The sequence below is a fragment of the Spirosoma jeollabukense genome, assembly GCF_054777855.1.
In genome coordinates this window covers 129,962-146,574 of sequence record NZ_BAAHAD010000016.1, presented here as the reverse complement: position 1 = coordinate 146,574, position 16,613 = coordinate 129,962, and the positions used below count along the sequence as shown (strand labels likewise).

Annotated in this window: 21 protein-coding genes; 15 read left to right on the top strand and 6 right to left on the bottom strand. The window is 50.4% G+C overall.

The features are described from left to right. A partial coding sequence (locus ACYVEA_RS32400; protein ID WP_461117523.1) for a hypothetical protein occupies positions 1–261 on the top strand: 261 nt, incomplete at its 5' end. A gap of 122 nt (positions 262–383) precedes the next feature. On the opposite strand, the gene ACYVEA_RS32395 is transcribed toward ACYVEA_RS32400, so the two are convergent. Next, positions 384–758 carry an alpha/beta hydrolase fold domain-containing protein gene (locus ACYVEA_RS32395; RefSeq protein WP_461117524.1) on the bottom strand — a complete coding sequence of 125 codons (375 nt, stop codon included), beginning with the start codon at positions 756–758 and terminating at the stop codon, positions 384–386. Positions 759–834: 76 nt separating this feature from the next. Next, positions 835–1,554, bottom strand: coding sequence for a hypothetical protein (locus ACYVEA_RS32390; protein WP_461117522.1), 720 nt, complete (start codon positions 1,552–1,554; stop codon positions 835–837). Positions 1,555–1,649: 95 nt separating this feature from the next. On the opposite strand from ACYVEA_RS32390, the gene ACYVEA_RS32385 reads away from it, so the two are divergent. The 12 genes from ACYVEA_RS32385 (at position 1,650) to ACYVEA_RS32330 (ending at position 11,494) form a co-directional block, all read left to right on the top strand. Continuing rightward, on the top strand, positions 1,650–1,799 hold the full coding sequence (locus tag ACYVEA_RS32385; protein WP_461117521.1) for a hypothetical protein: 150 nt from the start codon (positions 1,650–1,652) through the stop codon (positions 1,797–1,799). Between the two features lie 36 nt (positions 1,800–1,835). After that, positions 1,836–2,159, top strand: a complete 324-nt coding sequence (locus ACYVEA_RS32380; RefSeq protein ID WP_461117520.1) for a hypothetical protein — start codon at positions 1,836–1,838, stop codon at positions 2,157–2,159. Between the two features lie 35 nt (positions 2,160–2,194). Further along, a complete protein-coding gene (locus ACYVEA_RS32375) occupies positions 2,195–2,584 on the top strand; it encodes a hypothetical protein (RefSeq protein WP_461117519.1) in 390 nt (129 codons plus the stop codon). A gap of 23 nt (positions 2,585–2,607) precedes the next feature. Further along, the gene (locus ACYVEA_RS32370; protein WP_461117518.1) at positions 2,608–2,973 is read left to right on the top strand and encodes a hypothetical protein; all 366 of its coding nucleotides are present in this window, start codon (positions 2,608–2,610) and stop codon (positions 2,971–2,973) included. Continuing rightward, positions 2,970–3,935: a cytochrome-c peroxidase gene (locus ACYVEA_RS32365; RefSeq protein WP_461117517.1), complete on the top strand. Its 966-nt coding sequence runs from the start codon at positions 2,970–2,972 to the stop codon at positions 3,933–3,935. The genes ACYVEA_RS32370 and ACYVEA_RS32365 overlap by 4 nt, the downstream gene beginning before the upstream one ends. 1,289 nt (positions 3,936–5,224) lie before the next feature. Further along, positions 5,225–6,283 carry an SMP-30/gluconolactonase/LRE family protein gene (locus ACYVEA_RS32360; protein ID WP_461117516.1) on the top strand — a complete coding sequence of 353 codons (1,059 nt, stop codon included), beginning with the start codon at positions 5,225–5,227 and terminating at the stop codon, positions 6,281–6,283. 39 nt (positions 6,284–6,322) lie between these two features. Next, positions 6,323–7,414 carry an SMP-30/gluconolactonase/LRE family protein gene (locus ACYVEA_RS32355; RefSeq protein ID WP_461117515.1) on the top strand — a complete coding sequence of 364 codons (1,092 nt, stop codon included), beginning with the start codon at positions 6,323–6,325 and terminating at the stop codon, positions 7,412–7,414. Positions 7,415–7,437: 23 nt separating this feature from the next. Continuing rightward, positions 7,438–8,235: an SDR family NAD(P)-dependent oxidoreductase gene (locus ACYVEA_RS32350; RefSeq protein WP_461117514.1), complete on the top strand. Its 798-nt coding sequence runs from the start codon at positions 7,438–7,440 to the stop codon at positions 8,233–8,235. A 371-nt stretch (positions 8,236–8,606) separates the two neighbouring features. Beyond that, positions 8,607–9,275, top strand: a complete 669-nt coding sequence (locus tag ACYVEA_RS32345) for a TetR/AcrR family transcriptional regulator (RefSeq protein WP_461117513.1) — start codon at positions 8,607–8,609, stop codon at positions 9,273–9,275. A gap of 319 nt (positions 9,276–9,594) precedes the next feature. Next, the gene (locus tag ACYVEA_RS32340; RefSeq protein ID WP_461117512.1) at positions 9,595–10,119 is read left to right on the top strand and encodes a hypothetical protein; all 525 of its coding nucleotides are present in this window, start codon (positions 9,595–9,597) and stop codon (positions 10,117–10,119) included. 144 nt (positions 10,120–10,263) lie between these two features. Beyond that, entirely contained in the window at positions 10,264–11,160 is an 897-nt protein-coding gene (locus ACYVEA_RS32335; RefSeq protein ID WP_461117511.1) for an SDR family oxidoreductase, read from the top strand. Positions 11,161–11,260: 100 nt separating this feature from the next. After that, the gene (locus tag ACYVEA_RS32330) at positions 11,261–11,494 is read left to right on the top strand and encodes a hypothetical protein (protein WP_461117510.1); all 234 of its coding nucleotides are present in this window, start codon (positions 11,261–11,263) and stop codon (positions 11,492–11,494) included. A 149-nt stretch (positions 11,495–11,643) separates the two neighbouring features. On the opposite strand, the gene ACYVEA_RS32325 is transcribed toward ACYVEA_RS32330, so the two are convergent. Beyond that, complete coding sequence (locus tag ACYVEA_RS32325; RefSeq protein WP_461117509.1) at positions 11,644–12,417, bottom strand: OBAP family protein; 774 nt, start codon at positions 12,415–12,417, stop codon at positions 11,644–11,646. Positions 12,418–12,663: 246 nt separating this feature from the next. Between ACYVEA_RS32325 and ACYVEA_RS32320 the strand changes: the two genes are divergently transcribed. Together ACYVEA_RS32320 and ACYVEA_RS32315 are read left to right on the top strand one after the other, a co-directional pair. Next, positions 12,664–12,996: a hypothetical protein gene (locus ACYVEA_RS32320; RefSeq protein ID WP_461117508.1), complete on the top strand. Its 333-nt coding sequence runs from the start codon at positions 12,664–12,666 to the stop codon at positions 12,994–12,996. 185 nt (positions 12,997–13,181) lie between these two features. Further along, positions 13,182–13,637 (top strand): response regulator, encoded by a 456-nt coding sequence (locus ACYVEA_RS32315; RefSeq protein ID WP_461117507.1) that lies wholly within the window; start codon positions 13,182–13,184, stop codon positions 13,635–13,637. Between the two features lie 28 nt (positions 13,638–13,665). Here the strand turns inward: ACYVEA_RS32315 and ACYVEA_RS32310 are convergent, their stop codons facing one another. The 3 genes from ACYVEA_RS32310 to ACYVEA_RS32300 all read right to left on the bottom strand — a co-directional run bounded on the left by ACYVEA_RS32310 (position 13,666) and on the right by ACYVEA_RS32300 (position 16,609). Next, positions 13,666–14,478, bottom strand: a complete 813-nt coding sequence (locus ACYVEA_RS32310) for a response regulator transcription factor (protein ID WP_461117506.1) — start codon at positions 14,476–14,478, stop codon at positions 13,666–13,668. Between the two features lie 80 nt (positions 14,479–14,558). Next, the gene (locus tag ACYVEA_RS32305; RefSeq protein WP_461117505.1) at positions 14,559–15,590 is read right to left on the bottom strand and encodes a glycosyltransferase family 9 protein; all 1,032 of its coding nucleotides are present in this window, start codon (positions 15,588–15,590) and stop codon (positions 14,559–14,561) included. Between the two features lie 41 nt (positions 15,591–15,631). Continuing rightward, positions 15,632–16,609, bottom strand: coding sequence for a glycosyltransferase family 2 protein (locus ACYVEA_RS32300; protein WP_461117504.1), 978 nt, complete (start codon positions 16,607–16,609; stop codon positions 15,632–15,634). Positions 16,610–16,613 lie beyond the last annotated feature (4 nt).

The following is a 16,613-nucleotide window of genomic DNA, read 5'->3' as shown; positions in this document are numbered from 1 at the left end:
GGGTTATGTGGCCCAGGAGGGGTGGCAGCGGCTGGTGCTCAAGCAAAGCCACAAGCTACGGAAGCGGTGTTCTCGGCTGGTTCACCGGCTGATGGGGTCGGGCGGGTTGTGGGCCGGGGCAGGCCTGGGCCGATCCTGATCCCGCCGGTCGATCGGGTGATGGGTGTACAAGGGAATGGGGCAGGAATAGGGGAGGGGTGGCTCTTGCTCGACCCGCTCACCTGTACGCGTCTTCTTGTCAGTGATCCCAACCAGGCTTAGCATCGATACCGGCTGCGGCCGTTGCACTGACTGGAATATCCATCCCAGGAACGCCTGCTTTATTTAAGCAAGCGGTTAATTTTTTTTGGAAGATTAGCTGACTGACACATCAAGAACTTCATTTATAAAACAGGTATTATTTGTTCGTTCAGGTGCCAATTTGTCACCAGTCCGTAATAGTCAGCCCCAGCCGCTGATGGGCTCATGTCGATGCCTGGATTAACAAAAACCAGCGAAAGTGGTCGCCCGGGATGACCTTTTTGTTGCTGCTTAAGCTGTAGAGAACCAATGAATAGTCCGTCAGCACTGTCGCCAACTAGGCTGATTTTTTTGTTGTCTCCCTGAATACGTTCGGCGTTTTGATCGATCCAGTCCCAGACCGCATAACAATCGTTGGTAGAAGCCGGAAAGGAATGCTCAGGCGCTACGCGATAATCGACTGAAACGACCACCGATCCCGTGCGATTGCAAAAAACCGGGCTATATTCCCGTCTAATGCCCGCATAATGAAGGCAGCCCCAGGAACATTATAAATAATAGGCAGACCACGCTTATATCCCCTAGACATAAACCTCAATTTTTAAAATCGCCCACCAGCTGCATCGTTCGCCATGCTTCGGCCCGGTCCCGATAATGATTTATTTCCTTCGGCATTTTGGCGAACGTAACCGGATTCTCCACCTGAATCAGTTGAACGGGAGCGAAAAACGATGCCTCGTTGCCCGAACCGCCATAGATCAGTTGCAATGTGAACCCAATGCGTTTCGGGCGGATGAATGGGGCGGGCAGGTTGGGGCTTACTTCGATTGCTTTATTGATCGCCGTGGTTTCGCCGGGCGAGATGGGGTCCTTGCCTGTGGCCTTGCTTAGCGTATAGGTTTTAGTTTCGAATGAAGCTTTGTTGATACGGCTAAAATCGACTGATACGTAATACGTCAGCGATCCACCCTGGCTCGAAGCCGTGCTGGCGATGGCCTTACTCTTGGGTAGTTTGATAAGTTGGTCATTGGCGGTGCTTTTAGCCAATACTTCGTTGTTCTTCCCCATGAACCAGACCGTATGGATCTTGAATTCACAGGGAAATGGACGATCCTTCCCGTTCAACATCTTGCAGGAAACTGCATTCGGGCTTACCGTCAAGGGTACGTCTATCGGCCGCATGCCAACTAGCATAGTTAGCAGTAGAAAAAAGAGACTGGTTTTCATGATTATTGGATTATTGATTGTAGTAAACGAGTAGTGAATGGTAAATTGACTCAACAGATACAGCGTAATAATCAGGTTTGGTACCATCGTCTGAGTCGTTATTTGGTCTTAATCAGGTAACGTGCCTTGAGGAAACGGTCGTAGTACCTATATAAAATGACTGACGGTAAGTGCACGAAACAGTGAACTTACCGCTTGCTAATCTGATTGCCACTTACGGCCCTGCTAATCAGCAATTATACCTAGGGGCAGGCATGATGAATGAATTTGTTGAATACCGGAGCTATGCCGATCTGGGTCGCTACGTTTCTCCGGCCGACTTTGCCCGCTAGCACCAGGCCACCAGCCAAAACGTACTGCCGTTTCTGGTGTTGCCCATCCTGCTGGGTAACATTACCCTGCTCGCTTTATTTTTCAACCGACCACCGAGCGTACCAAAATGGACCCTTTGGGCTGTACTGGTCTGCGCCTTAACCGCCTGGGTATCGACTATCGTCATTCAGGTGCCGATCGAGCAGCAGTTTGATCAGGGTCGATACAGCCCGGCGCTAATGGCGCGCCTATGGCAAACCGACTGGATTCGTAAGATCGCCTTCTTCATAGAAATCGGGATTGTCATTTATATGGCTGTGTGTTTCTTTCCGACGAGAACAATACGACTAACAACACCAGAAGCAATGCTCAATCCATAAGTTCCTCCTATCGCCAACGAATCTCAATACCTACCATGAAAAGAATCTCCCTTGTCTCGCTGGTCCTCATCGCCCTGACCGCCGTATCATTCGTCAATCCACCCAACGCCCTGGTGGGGCGCTGGCAACAACTCTATAAAGGAGCTACCACGCTACTGGTGTTTCGTCCCAACAACACATTCGATGTTTTCATCAATGGAAAAGTGTTTACCAGCGGTAAATACACGGTGCGACAGGACACCTTTGCGCTGGTTGACCCTGGTTGCCATGTGGACTACTACGGTACCTACAAGTTTGCCTTTTTTGTGCCCGATTCCGTCCGGTTTACGGCTATTGCCGATACCTGCCAGGGGCGTCGTAATGACCTGCACCAGTTTACGGCCGGTCGGCAGGCCACCGATGCAGTTAAGACCATCAAACCCTGACGGAAATAGTAGCCACATCGATCATGAAAAAAGGATTTACTCTCCTGATAAGCTTCATTGGACTAGTAGCGCTGTCATCCTTGTCCAGTAATCCCCAAAACCCAATGGTTGGTCGCTGGCAGCAGCGAATAAACGGGGTAACGCTACTCGACGGCAACTACGACGGGTTTGTCAACAGAAAATCGTACGTAATGGGACGTTATTACGTCCATCAGGATACGATTGGGGTCACCGACGGCACGTGTAACCCGGCTTACTTCGGTACCTATAGAATACAATTTTTAGTCCCTGATTCAGTTCGATTCACCGCGATGCTGGATACCTGTCGGGAACGCCGGGAGACAGTTCCGACCCTAGCGCTTGGCCGGGTTACTACTGTTAAGCCATGAAAACCTACGTATGTTTTCTACTCGCTCTGGTCGGCTTTATTCTGGTAGGGGCCACGGGGGAGACCGAGGAACCCATGGACAGAATGACCTTAGGGAAACGCCTGTTTTTCGACCTTATTCTCTCGCGCAACCGCACCATCAGTTGCGCCAGCTGCCACCGGGAAGAATTTGCCTTTGCCGATACGTCGGCGCTGAGCCTGGGCGTGTTTGGCCGGAAAGGTAAACGCAATACCCCTTCGGCCATGAACGTGCGGCTGCAGGTCAACTTCTTCTGGGACGGGCGGGCCAAAACGCTCGAAGAACAAGCCCTGATTCCCATCGCCAATCCCGACGAAATGGATTTACCCATTGAGGTAGCCCTCAAACGACTGAATGCCAATCGGAAGTACCGCGCCTACTTCAAACAGGCCTTTGGAGAACTGCCTACCAAAATTACGCTGGCGAAGGCGCTGTCCGAGTTTGAGCAGACGCTGGAAACGGCTGAGTCACCTCTGGATGACTGGCGAATGAACGACAACGAAGCGGCCGTGAGTGAGTCGGCCAAGCGGGGCTTTGCTCTCTTTAATGGTAAAGCCAACTGCGTACAATGTCATTTTGGGGCAGATTTCAATAGTTCGGAATTTCGAAACATCGGCTTGTTCGATGGGAAAACCCTGGCCGACAGTGGCCGGGCCGCCATTACCAAGCGTGCCAGTGATCTGGGCAAATTCAAGATTGGCCCTTTACGCAACGTGGCCCTGACGGCTCCTTATATGCACAACGGCCTGTTCAAAACCTTGGCCGAGGTTATTGATCATTACAATGACCCCGACAAGCGGGTGCCGGGTGCCATTAACCGGGATCCGCTACTAGCTAAACCTTTAGGACTCACTCAACAGGAGAAACTGGACCTGGAAGAATTTCTGAGGTCGCTGACCGATAAGCGGTTCCTGGTGAAGGCAAAACCGGTTAGTAAAACCTAGTTGATAAGCATGATCGATCTCGTTCACTCTTAAGACCGATCGGTTGATACTGCATTTTGTGGAAAACGGCCTGGTCGACCTTAACGGCATATTGGCTAAATCGAATGTCCGGTGTTACCTGCCCGATGAGCGTATTGCGGACGATGTGTAGCGCCGGTCATTCCAATCGGTCAACTTGCTTAAGACAATACATCCCGAAAAGGACGTCCTTATGTACGATTATGGGGTAGAGGGCAAGCAGTTGAACGTGTGCCTGTTGTAGCAGATTTTTTATTTGGTCGGCTTCTAATGTAGCAACCCCTAATGGCGGGAAGCTCAAGCAGACCTCCACAGCCGCTGAGCCTCCCTTACTAGTACTAGCGTTCACCTAGACTGCATACATATTGGTTAGGTCACAAATTGCTGACCGAAATGTGGAAAATAAAAGCGCTACCCGGTTAGGGCTTGTCAATACGTACGAATACGCTTGTGATTCGGTAAAGCGGTTAACCCCAATTGTAAGCGTACGGTCAACGCAAGAATGATAAGCCACCTGCGCTACCGGGACATACCTTGGCAGTGGCACAAAAATGCCCGATTCAACATTGATCGGGCATTTTGATTCTATCCACACCATGTAAGCTCTGGGCTTACATGTCTGTATTACTTTCTTTTGATCCATTCAGGCTATTTCTATAAGGATAGTTTCAGCTAACTCATACAGCCCTGATTGGCTAAGCAAAAATTCAGCCAGCGGTATCCAATAAGCTGGAAAGGTATCCTGGGCAGAGTTCAGGTGAGATTGTAGTGTACTGATGAAATTACAAAAGCTCTAGCTATGGGCTAGAGCTTTTGAGGTGTGTGGATAGATTTGGGTAACAGTATAGAACCAGTATTTCTAACATAGACTCATCAGAACGACAAAAGTCACCTTTTTAATAAATAATTCGTCTTGCTATATACGATACTCAGACTATGGAATACTACACTTACCTTGGTGATCGTAGCGCTGATCGAACGCTGAAAGGTCAATCCTGCGCGGCTGTACTACAGGAAAACGACAAATGCACCATATAAAACAAAAGAAGTAGGTTGGTACAAGTCAAAGGAGCATCATCCACGCGTGGATATAGCTGTAAAGGTTGACGATAAGTGACAGGCACCAAGCTAAGGCTACAATCGGGCCATTGCCTTATTTGGTTTGTCCGCTAAAAACCATCCAACTACGTTATCGGTTGAAAAAGCCTGCGTTTATACACCACTGGGTCACCAGCCGGGTTTTATGACCGGTTTAAATGACTAACTCAACAATGAAAAAAATACTTTTATTCAGCCTGATTATCGGCATGCTGGTTGCCTGTGAGGACCACCGTCAGTTTCCCACCCAAAATCAGAACATTCAGCCCCGAATTGCTTATACCTTGCCCGAGGCCTATAATACGCCCGATGGCCTGGCGCTGGCTCCGGATAATACCATGCTCCTGTCGGTCAATAATGCGGGCAATCCGGCTTATCCGGCCGTCATTCTTCGACTCACCGACCAGGGTTATTCGGTATTTGCTACGCCAGCGCCCAGCCCGGCAACCGGTAAGGCGTCGCCTTTTGATATTGCCTATGGACCCGATGGTAATGTGTATTACTGCGACAACCAGTTTACCAACGATCCCTCATTCAAATCCCGGCTCATGCGCATTCGCATCGTCAATGGACAGCCAGCCGCCATTGAAGCTGTTGTGGAAGGGTTTCGACTCTCGAATGGCCTGGTCTGGAAAGGAAATACGCTGTACGTCACGGATAGCCAGTGGGATTTACCCGGTATTGACAATGGGAGCGCCATTTTCAGGTTCACCCTCGACGAACTGAACGTAGTGAACGGCAGTAACCCGATTAAGCTCATCCCCCTGTCGCTGGACCCTCACGTTCTGACTACGTTCGTAACGCAACTGGGTCCTGATGGCGATGATTTAGGGTGTGATGGCATCGATTACGACAGTCAGGGAAATCTCTTTACCGGGCTGTTCGGCAATGGCACGATGTATAAGATGACGCTTAACCCAGACGGCACGCTGGCGACGAAAACCGAGTTTGCCAAACTGCCCTGCGTCGATGGCTTAGTCATCAATCGGGAGACGGATAATGTATACGTTTGCGACGCCAAGAACAATGCCATTCGGATTGTTTCCCCCGCCGGGGTGATGCGGGTATTGGCTCAGAATGGCGATACGGACGGCGCAGATGGGCGGTTGGACGAACCCGCCGAAGTGTTGATCCGTAGCAACAAGCTCTACATTTCCAATTACGACGTCCCTCAAAAGGGAACCATCAATACCAAATCCGACGCACCCCATACCCTGTCTGTGCTGGACTAGTCGAACGGGTGTAGCCTGCTCAATTAAACCGAACATCCTGTGAAACGCTTTTCTCAATTGATGGCTGTCATTGTCCTGGCACTGACGACCAGTTGCAAAGACAAGGACGACACGGCGCTACCCGACGTCCCCGGTATAACCCTGACCTCTGTCGCTACGTCATCCGTGCAATGGACCGGCGTTACGGTGTCCCGGCAGGGGAAATTGTTCGCCTGTTTCCCCCGCATGGAGGTCGACACGATTCCGTATTCGGTGGCGGTGGTCAACGGGGCGCAAGGTACACCGTTTCCCAACCAGGACTGGAATACGTGGAACCGGTCGTTATCGCCCCAGGACCATTTCATCTGTATTCAAAGCGTGTACGTCGATGACCAGAATAACCTATGGGTGCTGGACCCGGCTTCACCCCAGATGCAGGGCGTCATAAAGGGCGGGGCCAAGTTGATGAAGTTCAATCCCGAGACAGGTGAGTTACTCCAACGTATCATTTTCGACGATGAAACGGTAGTGTATCCGACCAGTTACCTGAACGATATTCGGGTCGATACCCAGAGACAGATTGCCTACATTACGGATTCCGGGCAAGGAGCCATTGTGGTCGTGAACCTGGCAACGGGCAAAGCCCGGCGGTTACTGGGTCTGGATGCGTCGACTAAATCGGAGGGAGTGGTTATCGTGGCCGAAGGACGAACGTACCGGACCCAGTCGGGTAAAGTACCGTCTACCGATTCGGATGGCATTGCCCTGAATCCCCAGCGTACCCACCTCTACTGGCACGCGCTGACAGGACGGAGTCTGTACCGGATTCCTACCGATGCCCTGCTCAATGAGTCCCTGACGGTGGCACAAGTGGCTGCCCAGGTCGAAAAAGTAGCGGATACGGAACCAACGGACGGCATGATTTTCGATGCAGCGGGTAATCTATATCTCTCCGCTATTCAGCAGAACGCCGTCATTCGCATGAACCCCGCCAGGTATCAGGAGCGTATGGTACAATCGGAGTCGTTGAAATGGCCCGATACGTTTGCCCTGGGGCCCGATGGACAGTTCTACGTAACAAGTTCGCAGTTGCACATCCCCCGGAAGGAACGTACCAGGCCTTATGAGCTTTTTAAGTTTAATCCACAGTAAATCAGCTAACGAAAAAGAACGTTATGACAACTAACCAACGTCCGTATGCCCTCATTACGGGGGCAACCAGTGGCATAGGCTATGAGCTGGCCAAACTGTTTGCAAACGATCAGTATAATCTGGTAATCGTAGCCCGCGATCAAACCGAACTCGACAACACAGCGGCTGAATTGATGAAATCCAGCATCGACGTGCTGACGATTGCCAAAGATCTAAGTCAGCGGCAGGCGCCTTTCGATGTGTATCAGGACGTAAAAGCTAAAGGCATTTCTATCGACGTGCTTGTCAATGATGCCGGTCAGGGTCAGTATGGCCTGTTTGTCGATACCGACATTAATCGGGAACTGGATATAATTCAGCTTAATGTCGGGGCCTATGTAGTGCTGACCAAGTTATTTTTGCAGGATATGGTCGCCCGCAATGCCGGAAAGATTTTGAACGTAGCATCCATCGCCAGTCAGCTACCCGGCCCCTGGCAAGCTGTCTACCACGCCACGAAAGCCTTTGTGCTGTCCTTTACGGAAGCTGTTCGGGCGGAGGTAAGCGACTACAACATCACTATTACGGCCCTGCAGCCTGGCCCGACAGACACGGATTTCTTTCGCAAGGCGCAGATGGAAAATTCCAAGATGGTGCATGAAAATAGTCTGTCTGATCCGGCTGACGTGGCCAAAGATGGCTATGACGCACTCATGGCTGGTGACGACAAGGTAGTGTCGGGTTTAAAAAACAAACTTCAGGTGGCGATGAGTAACCTGATGCCCGATAGCATGGCAGCCGCCAGCCTGAAGAAACAACAGGAACCTGTCGATAAAAACTGATTCGTTGTCCGATCGGACATACAGAGCTACCTGGCCCGAGCCAGTCCGACCAGTTGGGTAGGGCCAGGTAGCTTTAAGTAGTTACGCGCCCTTTTACGTTTACTGGACAGCGAACCAGGAGCTATTCAGGGAATTATCAAGAAGGCGACGTCTACAGGTAGGGTATAAAACGGGTTAGTATCGTAGTATACTAGCCCGATTTGTATCGTAAAGGCCAGTTCGGGGGCCGTTACATCACTAATTGTTTTTGTTCAAGTTTACTTTTCCTAATTACTGGTTAGCTAGCGATAGGGTTGATCCGTGGGATTGTTACGTAGCCATGTGGTTGCTTAACGGCTTTGAAAAAACTCTGTGCTAACGTAGACATACATATGGAAACAATGCAACGCAACCGAGCCGCTACGACCCAACGTATCGTAGACGCTTTAGAACAAATACTCAGTACACACGGGATTGAAGGCGTTGGTGTCGGAACCATTGCGGAAAAGGCTAATGTAAGTAAAGTACTCATTTATCGCTACTTCGGTGGCATTGAAGGCCTGCTGGAATACTATGTGCGGATGGGACGGCTGGTGCCGCATCTCACGCCTGCCATGCTGGAGCAGATACAGCCCGTTCATCCACAGGATCTGGCCACCATTTGGTCAACTCAGGTGCTGAAACTCTTTCGTCAGTTTCGGGCGTCCCGCCCAGCTCGTCAGCTACTTAAAGCTACGGTGAAAGAGAATGATTCCAGAGCCGAGGCAATTAGTAAGAATCTGGATAGTGAACTTACCAGCCTGGTTAAGCAACTGGCGTTTGTGGAAGGGGGTGATCACCTGGCAGCTTCAGCGGTCATTCTGGGTGCTTTGTCGTACCTGACGATCCAGGCCCAAAACGACCGTCCCATGCTTGGGATCGACCTGCGTAGTGAAGAGGGCTGGCAACGGATTGAAGACGCTGTCAAGCTGATTTACACCGCGTTGAATAAAATGACTATGGAATCTTCCACGACCCGGATGGTCCTTAAACCAGCCAGCGTAGTAACTAACGCCTGGTAAACAGGTGGGCTGAATCGCTGGCCGCTGGATAGGTATTCCTCGTATGCCTGAAGCAGTGTGAACGTTTCCAGAATCCATGAGCCTCTGCTGGTTTTTACTTAAAAATGTGTTTTGTAAAACCGCCCCCGATACGGAGCTAACAGGCCTTCGAATGCGGTAGACGTTGTTTAGGCTTGCTGGCCTGAGTTTGTCATCCTCTCTTTTTTTAAACACTATCATCAGATAGAGCCGAACGCTCACTTTTCTAAAATTAGTATTGATCAACTTAAGGGGCATGGGTTATCCTATGAGCTGAGTTGATCACTTAGATGACGTCGAGATGATACTATTTGTCAATGGAATTAACGACGGGATTTTATGTACTGATGTTGGGTTCTGGATTAGCAATCATGAGTCGGCTTTCGAGCTATTGACCCAATTAGTAGCAGATGACTGGATCCTGCTGGAAGCTACCGTTGTCGATGGCGCAGACCGCCTGAGTGTGCCCGTTGAGGCCTTTGACGGCCAGCCAATTCAGGTGCATATTCAAGCTTTACAACAGCAGTGGCAACTGCTCCTGCCCAGCCAGCCGCTACCACCCAGCAGGCTTAGCGATCAACAACTCAAAAATTGGTATATACAATTGGATGCCTACTATGAGGACATGCTTACTCATCTTGGAAAAATGATCTCACTGCTGGAAATGAGAAAGACGTTACTGACAAGTCACTCCGATGAATTTATAAAAACTCGTTTGGACCGCCAGTACAAGGCCATGCTGGCCACGAACCGTCGAATGTTCAAACAGACAAAAGAAAGCCGTCAAAAAAACAAGCTTCGACTCAACCAGATCGAGGATGAATAAGGTTGCCAGTTACGTGCTGATACGTTCGTGGGGACAACAACCGGGCCATTGCCTAATTGCCATACCGCTTAATTAGCCTACTGTATGACGGACTCGGTTAAGCTGATTAGTTATCTTCCTTAGGACAAAACTAAATCAGTTAACATGGTATCGACAGACCTTAGCCAACTTCAGGACCCGCGCCAGCAATATCCGGCGCCCCCATACGATCAGCAGCAACCGATAGATCCTCCCGGTCAGGATGCGCAGATGAACCCAAAGCCCGATTACGGCGAACAGTCCTACAAGGGCAGTGGCAAGTTAACGGGCCGCAAAGCGCTGATTACGGGAGCTGACAGTGGTATTGGCCGGGCTATAGCCCTGGCGTTTGCCCGTGAAGGAGCCGACGTATTGATTGCCTACCTGAAAGAAGAAAAGGACGCGCAGGAAACGGTACGGCTGGTAGAAGAATCGGGTTGCCGGGCGCTGGCCATAAAAGGAGATATTCAGGAGGAAGCCCATTGTCAGCAACTGGTTCAACGCGCGATTGACGAGTGGGGCCAACTGGATATTCTGGTTAACAATGCTGCGTTCCAGATGACGCATCAGAAAATTACCGAGCTGCCTTCCGAGGAGTTTGAGCAGACGTTCCGTACCAACGTCTTTTCTATGTTTTATTTGTGCAAAGCGGCCATGCCACAGATGAAGCCCGGTAGCTCGATCATTAATACGACATCGATTCAGGCGTATCAACCCAAATCCCAGTTGCTGGCCTATGCCGCGACCAAAGCCGCGATCGCTAACTTCACTAAAGCGCTGGCCGAAGAAGCCATGGAAAGTGGGATTCGGATCAATGCGGTAGCACCCGGCCCGGTGTGGACACCCCTGATTCCGTCGACAATGCCTCCTGAACAGTTCAAGAAATTTGGGGACGAAAGCTACCTCAAACGGGCTGCTCAACCGATTGAGCTGGCCCCCGTTTATGTCTTACTAGCCTCACAGGAAGCGAGTTATATCACTGGAATGATTTATGGCGTAACAGGTGGTAAGCCCATGGTGTAGGGGTTTTCTGACTTTGCCTGCCGAATGACCTTGTAGCTAGTCAAGCCCGAACGTCAACACAGGCGTAGGATCTCGGTGCCGACGCAGATCGCACCCGCTGTTGGAACGTATCGACGATGTTCACTACGTATTGTTGGGTGAGGCTTCGCGTGGAACACCCGAGTATTACACCTGGCGGGCGCGCATCAGCAAACGACACAGCGAGACTATAAAGCCAGCCTCCCTGTGTCGTTTGGCTGTGGGATTCGGTGGCGATACTCCATCAGGTGTTGCCGCAACAGCCAACCATGACCCGGAGGCATCGCTGAATGCAGACGTGAATGCCTGGATGTAGTGCTACTACGAGAGCCTGTTATCGCCGGACGGGCAATCTTAGAACAGCCGTAACCAGCCTTTGGTCAGACCATTGTATCGGCTGATGATGCACGACGGTCCCGACGTCAACGGCAGGATGCCCGAAAGCTAATCATTCGGTAAGTTGGGCTACCGGATCGGGGAAGCATGAGCATGGCCGGTCTGAGCAGTTTTGTCGATTTTCAATTGCCGAATGTCGCCCTGCTGCCACGCATTGGCACCGGGTTGGATGGCCGGCGTTGGAATATCAGCCCGCTTTTTCTTTTTTTCCTGGCTGGAAACAGTGAATCGCTTATCACGGTCAGCTACCAGATTTGGTTTAATCATACCGTCTTTGGTAAAGCCCATCATCACCAGCGGATGGCCTAATGGCAGAACTAAATCCTGGTCGGTATGCCAGGTATGAAACGTTTTGCCGTAGGTAGAAACCAATTTTTCCATCAGTTCATGTTCCGCTACGTCGGGAATACCAGGGGCAATTAATTCCCCCGACTTCACTTCATAGACGTGACTGTGCCAAAGCTTCTTTTCCTCGGCTGGCAGCGTTTTGAATAGCTTTTCGGAGACGATGTACTCAACGCCCATGATTTTAGCTTTGTCGCTGTTGCCATCATAAATAATGCATTGTGTCAAATCCTCATTGATAGCGCTGCAGTAATGATGCGCTTCCATCTGCATGGCCGGATCGCCGTTGTAAAAATGAAACCCATCCAGATACATGTTCAGCTTTGTTAACGGCGTTTTTTGCTGAAGCACATCGGCTCCGGCTTCCAGCACCTCCGTCTTCGTTGTTTTGTCGGCACCCGGCGACTGGACATTCGACGAGGTATTGTTGCCACCACATCCCCAAAACAGCAGGACAGCCAGCAATGGCAGGATATATGGGCACGTAGCGTTTTTCATGAGTTTACCAGTCTTTATGCGCTTAACCTGATGCGCAGGAAGAACAGCGTTAAAATCCACGTTTAGTGAGAAAATGGACTTTTCGACCAACGGCCGAAGCAATAGCCTCCTGCTAATGACCACCAATTAATTCGCTGTGCGGGCCGCTTCCTTACTCTTTTGCTATTCTCTTATTAGAATTTATCAACCAGAAGTTGGGTAAATGCCTACGCAGGAAGATGACACATCTTAACCCAAAAGCGCCCTATGAAACTCACCTTAAAGCCTGTCGATATTCCGTTTATGGTTGGCGATATTGTATGGGTCAATCAACCTTGCGGACAAGTACACGTACAGCCATACTTTCAAGCCAAAATCATTCAGATTATTTTGAATGACGGCCTGCCCAATACTACTGTCATCCGGAAGCGTCAGGCTATTCATGAACTGGTTATTACCAGTGCTACGTATGATCTGAAGCCAATAGGTGATCATGAAGGGCAGGCGAGAATCATTGTGAAAGTCCATTTTCTTCCGATGGAAGCCTGCTTGTTTTCATCCAAGGAAGAATTACTTGATTATAATAACCAGGAAAATTGATGGCTTCTGCCCGCCTGATCAACCAACGAGCGGGTATTTTTATAAAGCGTTGGAGCGTGACGAAATTCAGGGTGTTTTTTAAAGTAAGCTACTTATTCAATAGATTATGTTATTTGACAGATTATGTTTAATTTAGCTTATTGTTACGGAGTAACTACAGGTTAACAGAAACTACATAGTAACAGATGCGGAATAAAATTAAACAAGTTAAAGTACTGTTTATTGAGGATAGCGCTGATCATAGAACACTCATGAAAAGTGCCCTTCAACAATGTATTCCGGAAGTGAATCCGGTTTTTGTCGATAAACCGGAGGAAGCCCTGGATCTGCTCAACGAATGGAACACACAGGAATGGGAACTGCCTAAGTTAATTTTTCAGGATCTGTACATGCCCAATCGGGAAGATGGCTGGCATTTGCTTCAGCAGATCAAAGCGTTGTCTTCGTCCTGCAATCGAATTCCGGTGGTTATGTTAAGCTCATCCAATAGTCACACTGATATTGTTGACGCGTACCAGCGGGGTGTTGCTTCTTATTTAGTAAAACCCACTGTTTTTAGGGAATGGCTGGACTACTTCAACGAGTTACGAACCTATTGGGTCGATACCGTTACACTGCCTCCAGTTCGGTTTACTATTTAGCAATACATTATTTCCACAGCTACTTTCGTTACTGCCCCATACTCGGCAGGGTGACGATGTGCAGCCAGAACTGGCATATGCGCTCAATCATCTGCTTAAAAAGCCTGTATTCTGCCGGCATCGAAATCACGGAATTGGCCTGATGCTGATAGCCTTCAATAATTAGCTGATCGGTTGGTGAAACCAGTAAAATAACCGGAATATGGCTCAGATGGCTATCGTCTTTCAGGTGCCGAAGCGTATATAACCGTTCCATCGTTTTTGTGCGGGCGTCCATCAGAATCAAGGTTGGATACTCGTACTCAGGCAGTGCCTTCAACAGATCAGGGAGATGCGCACTTTGCTGGTTCGTGTACACCTGGCAAGCGGGCCATTTTTCTCTGATGATTTCCTTTGTCATCAAAGCTTTCTCTTTTTCATCCGTAATGAAAAAGATGGAAAACGCCAGCAGATCAGGCGGTTGGATGGCCTGCGAAGAATCAGGTGTGTAAAGAGGATAATCCGTTTCCTCTCCAATCGTATTGGCTGTCAGACGGCTAAAGGATTTCATTACCTGGGGCCAGCGACGACGACTGACCGGAAATACCTCGCCACTATCCAGATGGACTTTACCCGCCATTTTATTACGGGGGGGATGATCCAGGCTCTTTACATAGGCTGGATTGAGTAGCACGGTTTTATGCACCCGAATAAAATCGGGCAGCTGGCTTTCCAGGTAACTGATTGGCTTGGCCAGGAGTTTTTTTTCGCCATCCCGAAAATGAACCCAGCAGTAATTATTGGCTCCCGCGAAGTAAGCAATTCGCTCTGGATGTTGAAGAGCCGGTTTAATAACGCTCATAACGTAGTAGGTTTCGGCGCATTCCTGACGGATGCACCATGCTATTCAATGATGCGTCAGCACTAGCTGACGCTATCGATTTAAGCTATATCGGCCAGCTTGGGCGTCAACAGATCAGTGGCTTCGGCTACTACCTGCTGGTAACAATCGCTGGCCTGTTCAAGCACAACCCGATGGCGACTCCGGTTTAAGGGCCCCCATTCGGCTGGATCGGCCGATGTAAACACCACAACGCTGGGTGTCTCGCAGGCAACCGCCAGATGCGCTACACCCGTGTCATTACTTATCAATAACGTTGTTTCCGACAATACGGCGGCTAACTGGCGAAGGGAGGTTTTCCCGGCAATCGATACCGACGGGTGTGTCATAGCCGCCTGAACAGCCCCGACAATAGGCTGCTCACCGGCCGTTCCCGTCAGTACAACCGTATAGCCCTGCGCTGCCAGCACATCGGCAACAGCGGCAAACTGATGCTCAGGCCAGCGTCGGCCCGAAATACCACCGACATGCAGGCAAATGAAGTGGTTTGGCTCGGCCCCAACCCGGTGAAGCAGCGTACGGGCTTCCTGTCGGTCGGCTTCGGTCAGCCTAAAGTCAAGTTCATACCCCTGCGGAGCAATTCCCAGAAAAGCCATCAGCCGAACATGCCGAAAGACCTCATGGGTATCTATGGGATAAGGCTGAAAAAGCCCGGTATTGGCTACCCATCGTTCGGCACGCTGCTCGGGCGGATAATAACCCGCCATAACCCGGGCGTTAAACAGGCTACACATCGCATTAACGAGGGTGCCGTCGCCCTGAAGCTGAAGTACTACGTCCCACTGGCGGCTTTGCATCTGTTGCAGGAATGCAACAGTCCGATCGGGTCTGAGCGGCTGTTCGGGTAAGCCCGGCCAGCCCGGAAACGAAACGAATTCGTCGAAATAGTGTGGATAGCAGCGGACAAACTCTTCCGCCCAGGCCAGGCTGATCAAGGCAATATGGGCATTCGGAAACGCCTGCCGCAAGGCTCGAAAAGCGGGTACAGCGCAGAGTAAATCCCCTACTTTGATAGCCCGAAAAACAGCTATCTTTTTGGGCGAGTACCCTAAGGTTTCGGTTAATTTATCCATATGCATTGCTGTAGACCAAGGAGGATTGGCCGGTTTATGAGTTACCAAAACCATGTTTTATACGTAAAAGCCCCGTAGAGTCGCCAATAAACTGATAGAAAAGGCGTCGCTAAACTGGTTAACGTGGCTTGTTTAAACGCCTGCCAGCTGCCGAAGTGGCCGCTTAGGCGTTCCCAGATAAGTTTGGCTGTCAGAAAACCCCAAAGGCCAAGGCACACAAGGGCCAGCTTGGTTTGCCCCCCGCCCATAGCCATCAAACCAATCAGCAAAGCAATCACCGACAGGTAGTAACGTAGTACTAACGGTTTATAGGCCGGAATGCGCTGCCGGAACAAAGTGGGATGGCGTTTGTAGAGCAGGGCGTCGTAGCGATTTTTACGTTCGTCGCGCAAACTGGCATACCAGGGGGCGGGGCGGATGGGATGCACAATCACGGCTTCCGGACACGTGCTAATGGGGATACCGGCTTCCAGAAATTTAAACTGCAAATCGCTGTCTTCGCGCCAGGCACTGTCAAACTGTTCATCAAACCCGCCCACCTGCTCCAGGGCCGACCGACGGCAAAACAAATTGGCCGTGACGAATTCGGCCGTTTCCAGCAGTGCGGTTGTCTGGTCATGATGCGTAGGTTGTTCCGGCAACGGCATGCGCACCTGGCCCGTCAGTACCTGTTCCCCACTCAACAACGCAGATAAACCCGCCGATAACCAGGTGGGCTGGGGCAGGCAATCATCATCGGTAAATGCAATAAATGGACTGTTAGCCGAGCGCCATCCCCGATTTCGGGCGGCAGCGGGTCCTCGACGTTCCTTCTGTTGAAGACATTTAATGACCAGGCCTGTCTGCTTGCTCATCCGATAGGTCAGGTCAAACGCCTCAAAATCAGTCCCATCCACCACCACGATAATTTCTACCTGAGCCCACGCCAGCACGTGCTGGCGGGCGAGGGCTTCCAGGCAGTTGCGCAATAAGGTAGGACGTTGATACGTAGGTATGACAACCGTAATTACTGGTTTCATCGCT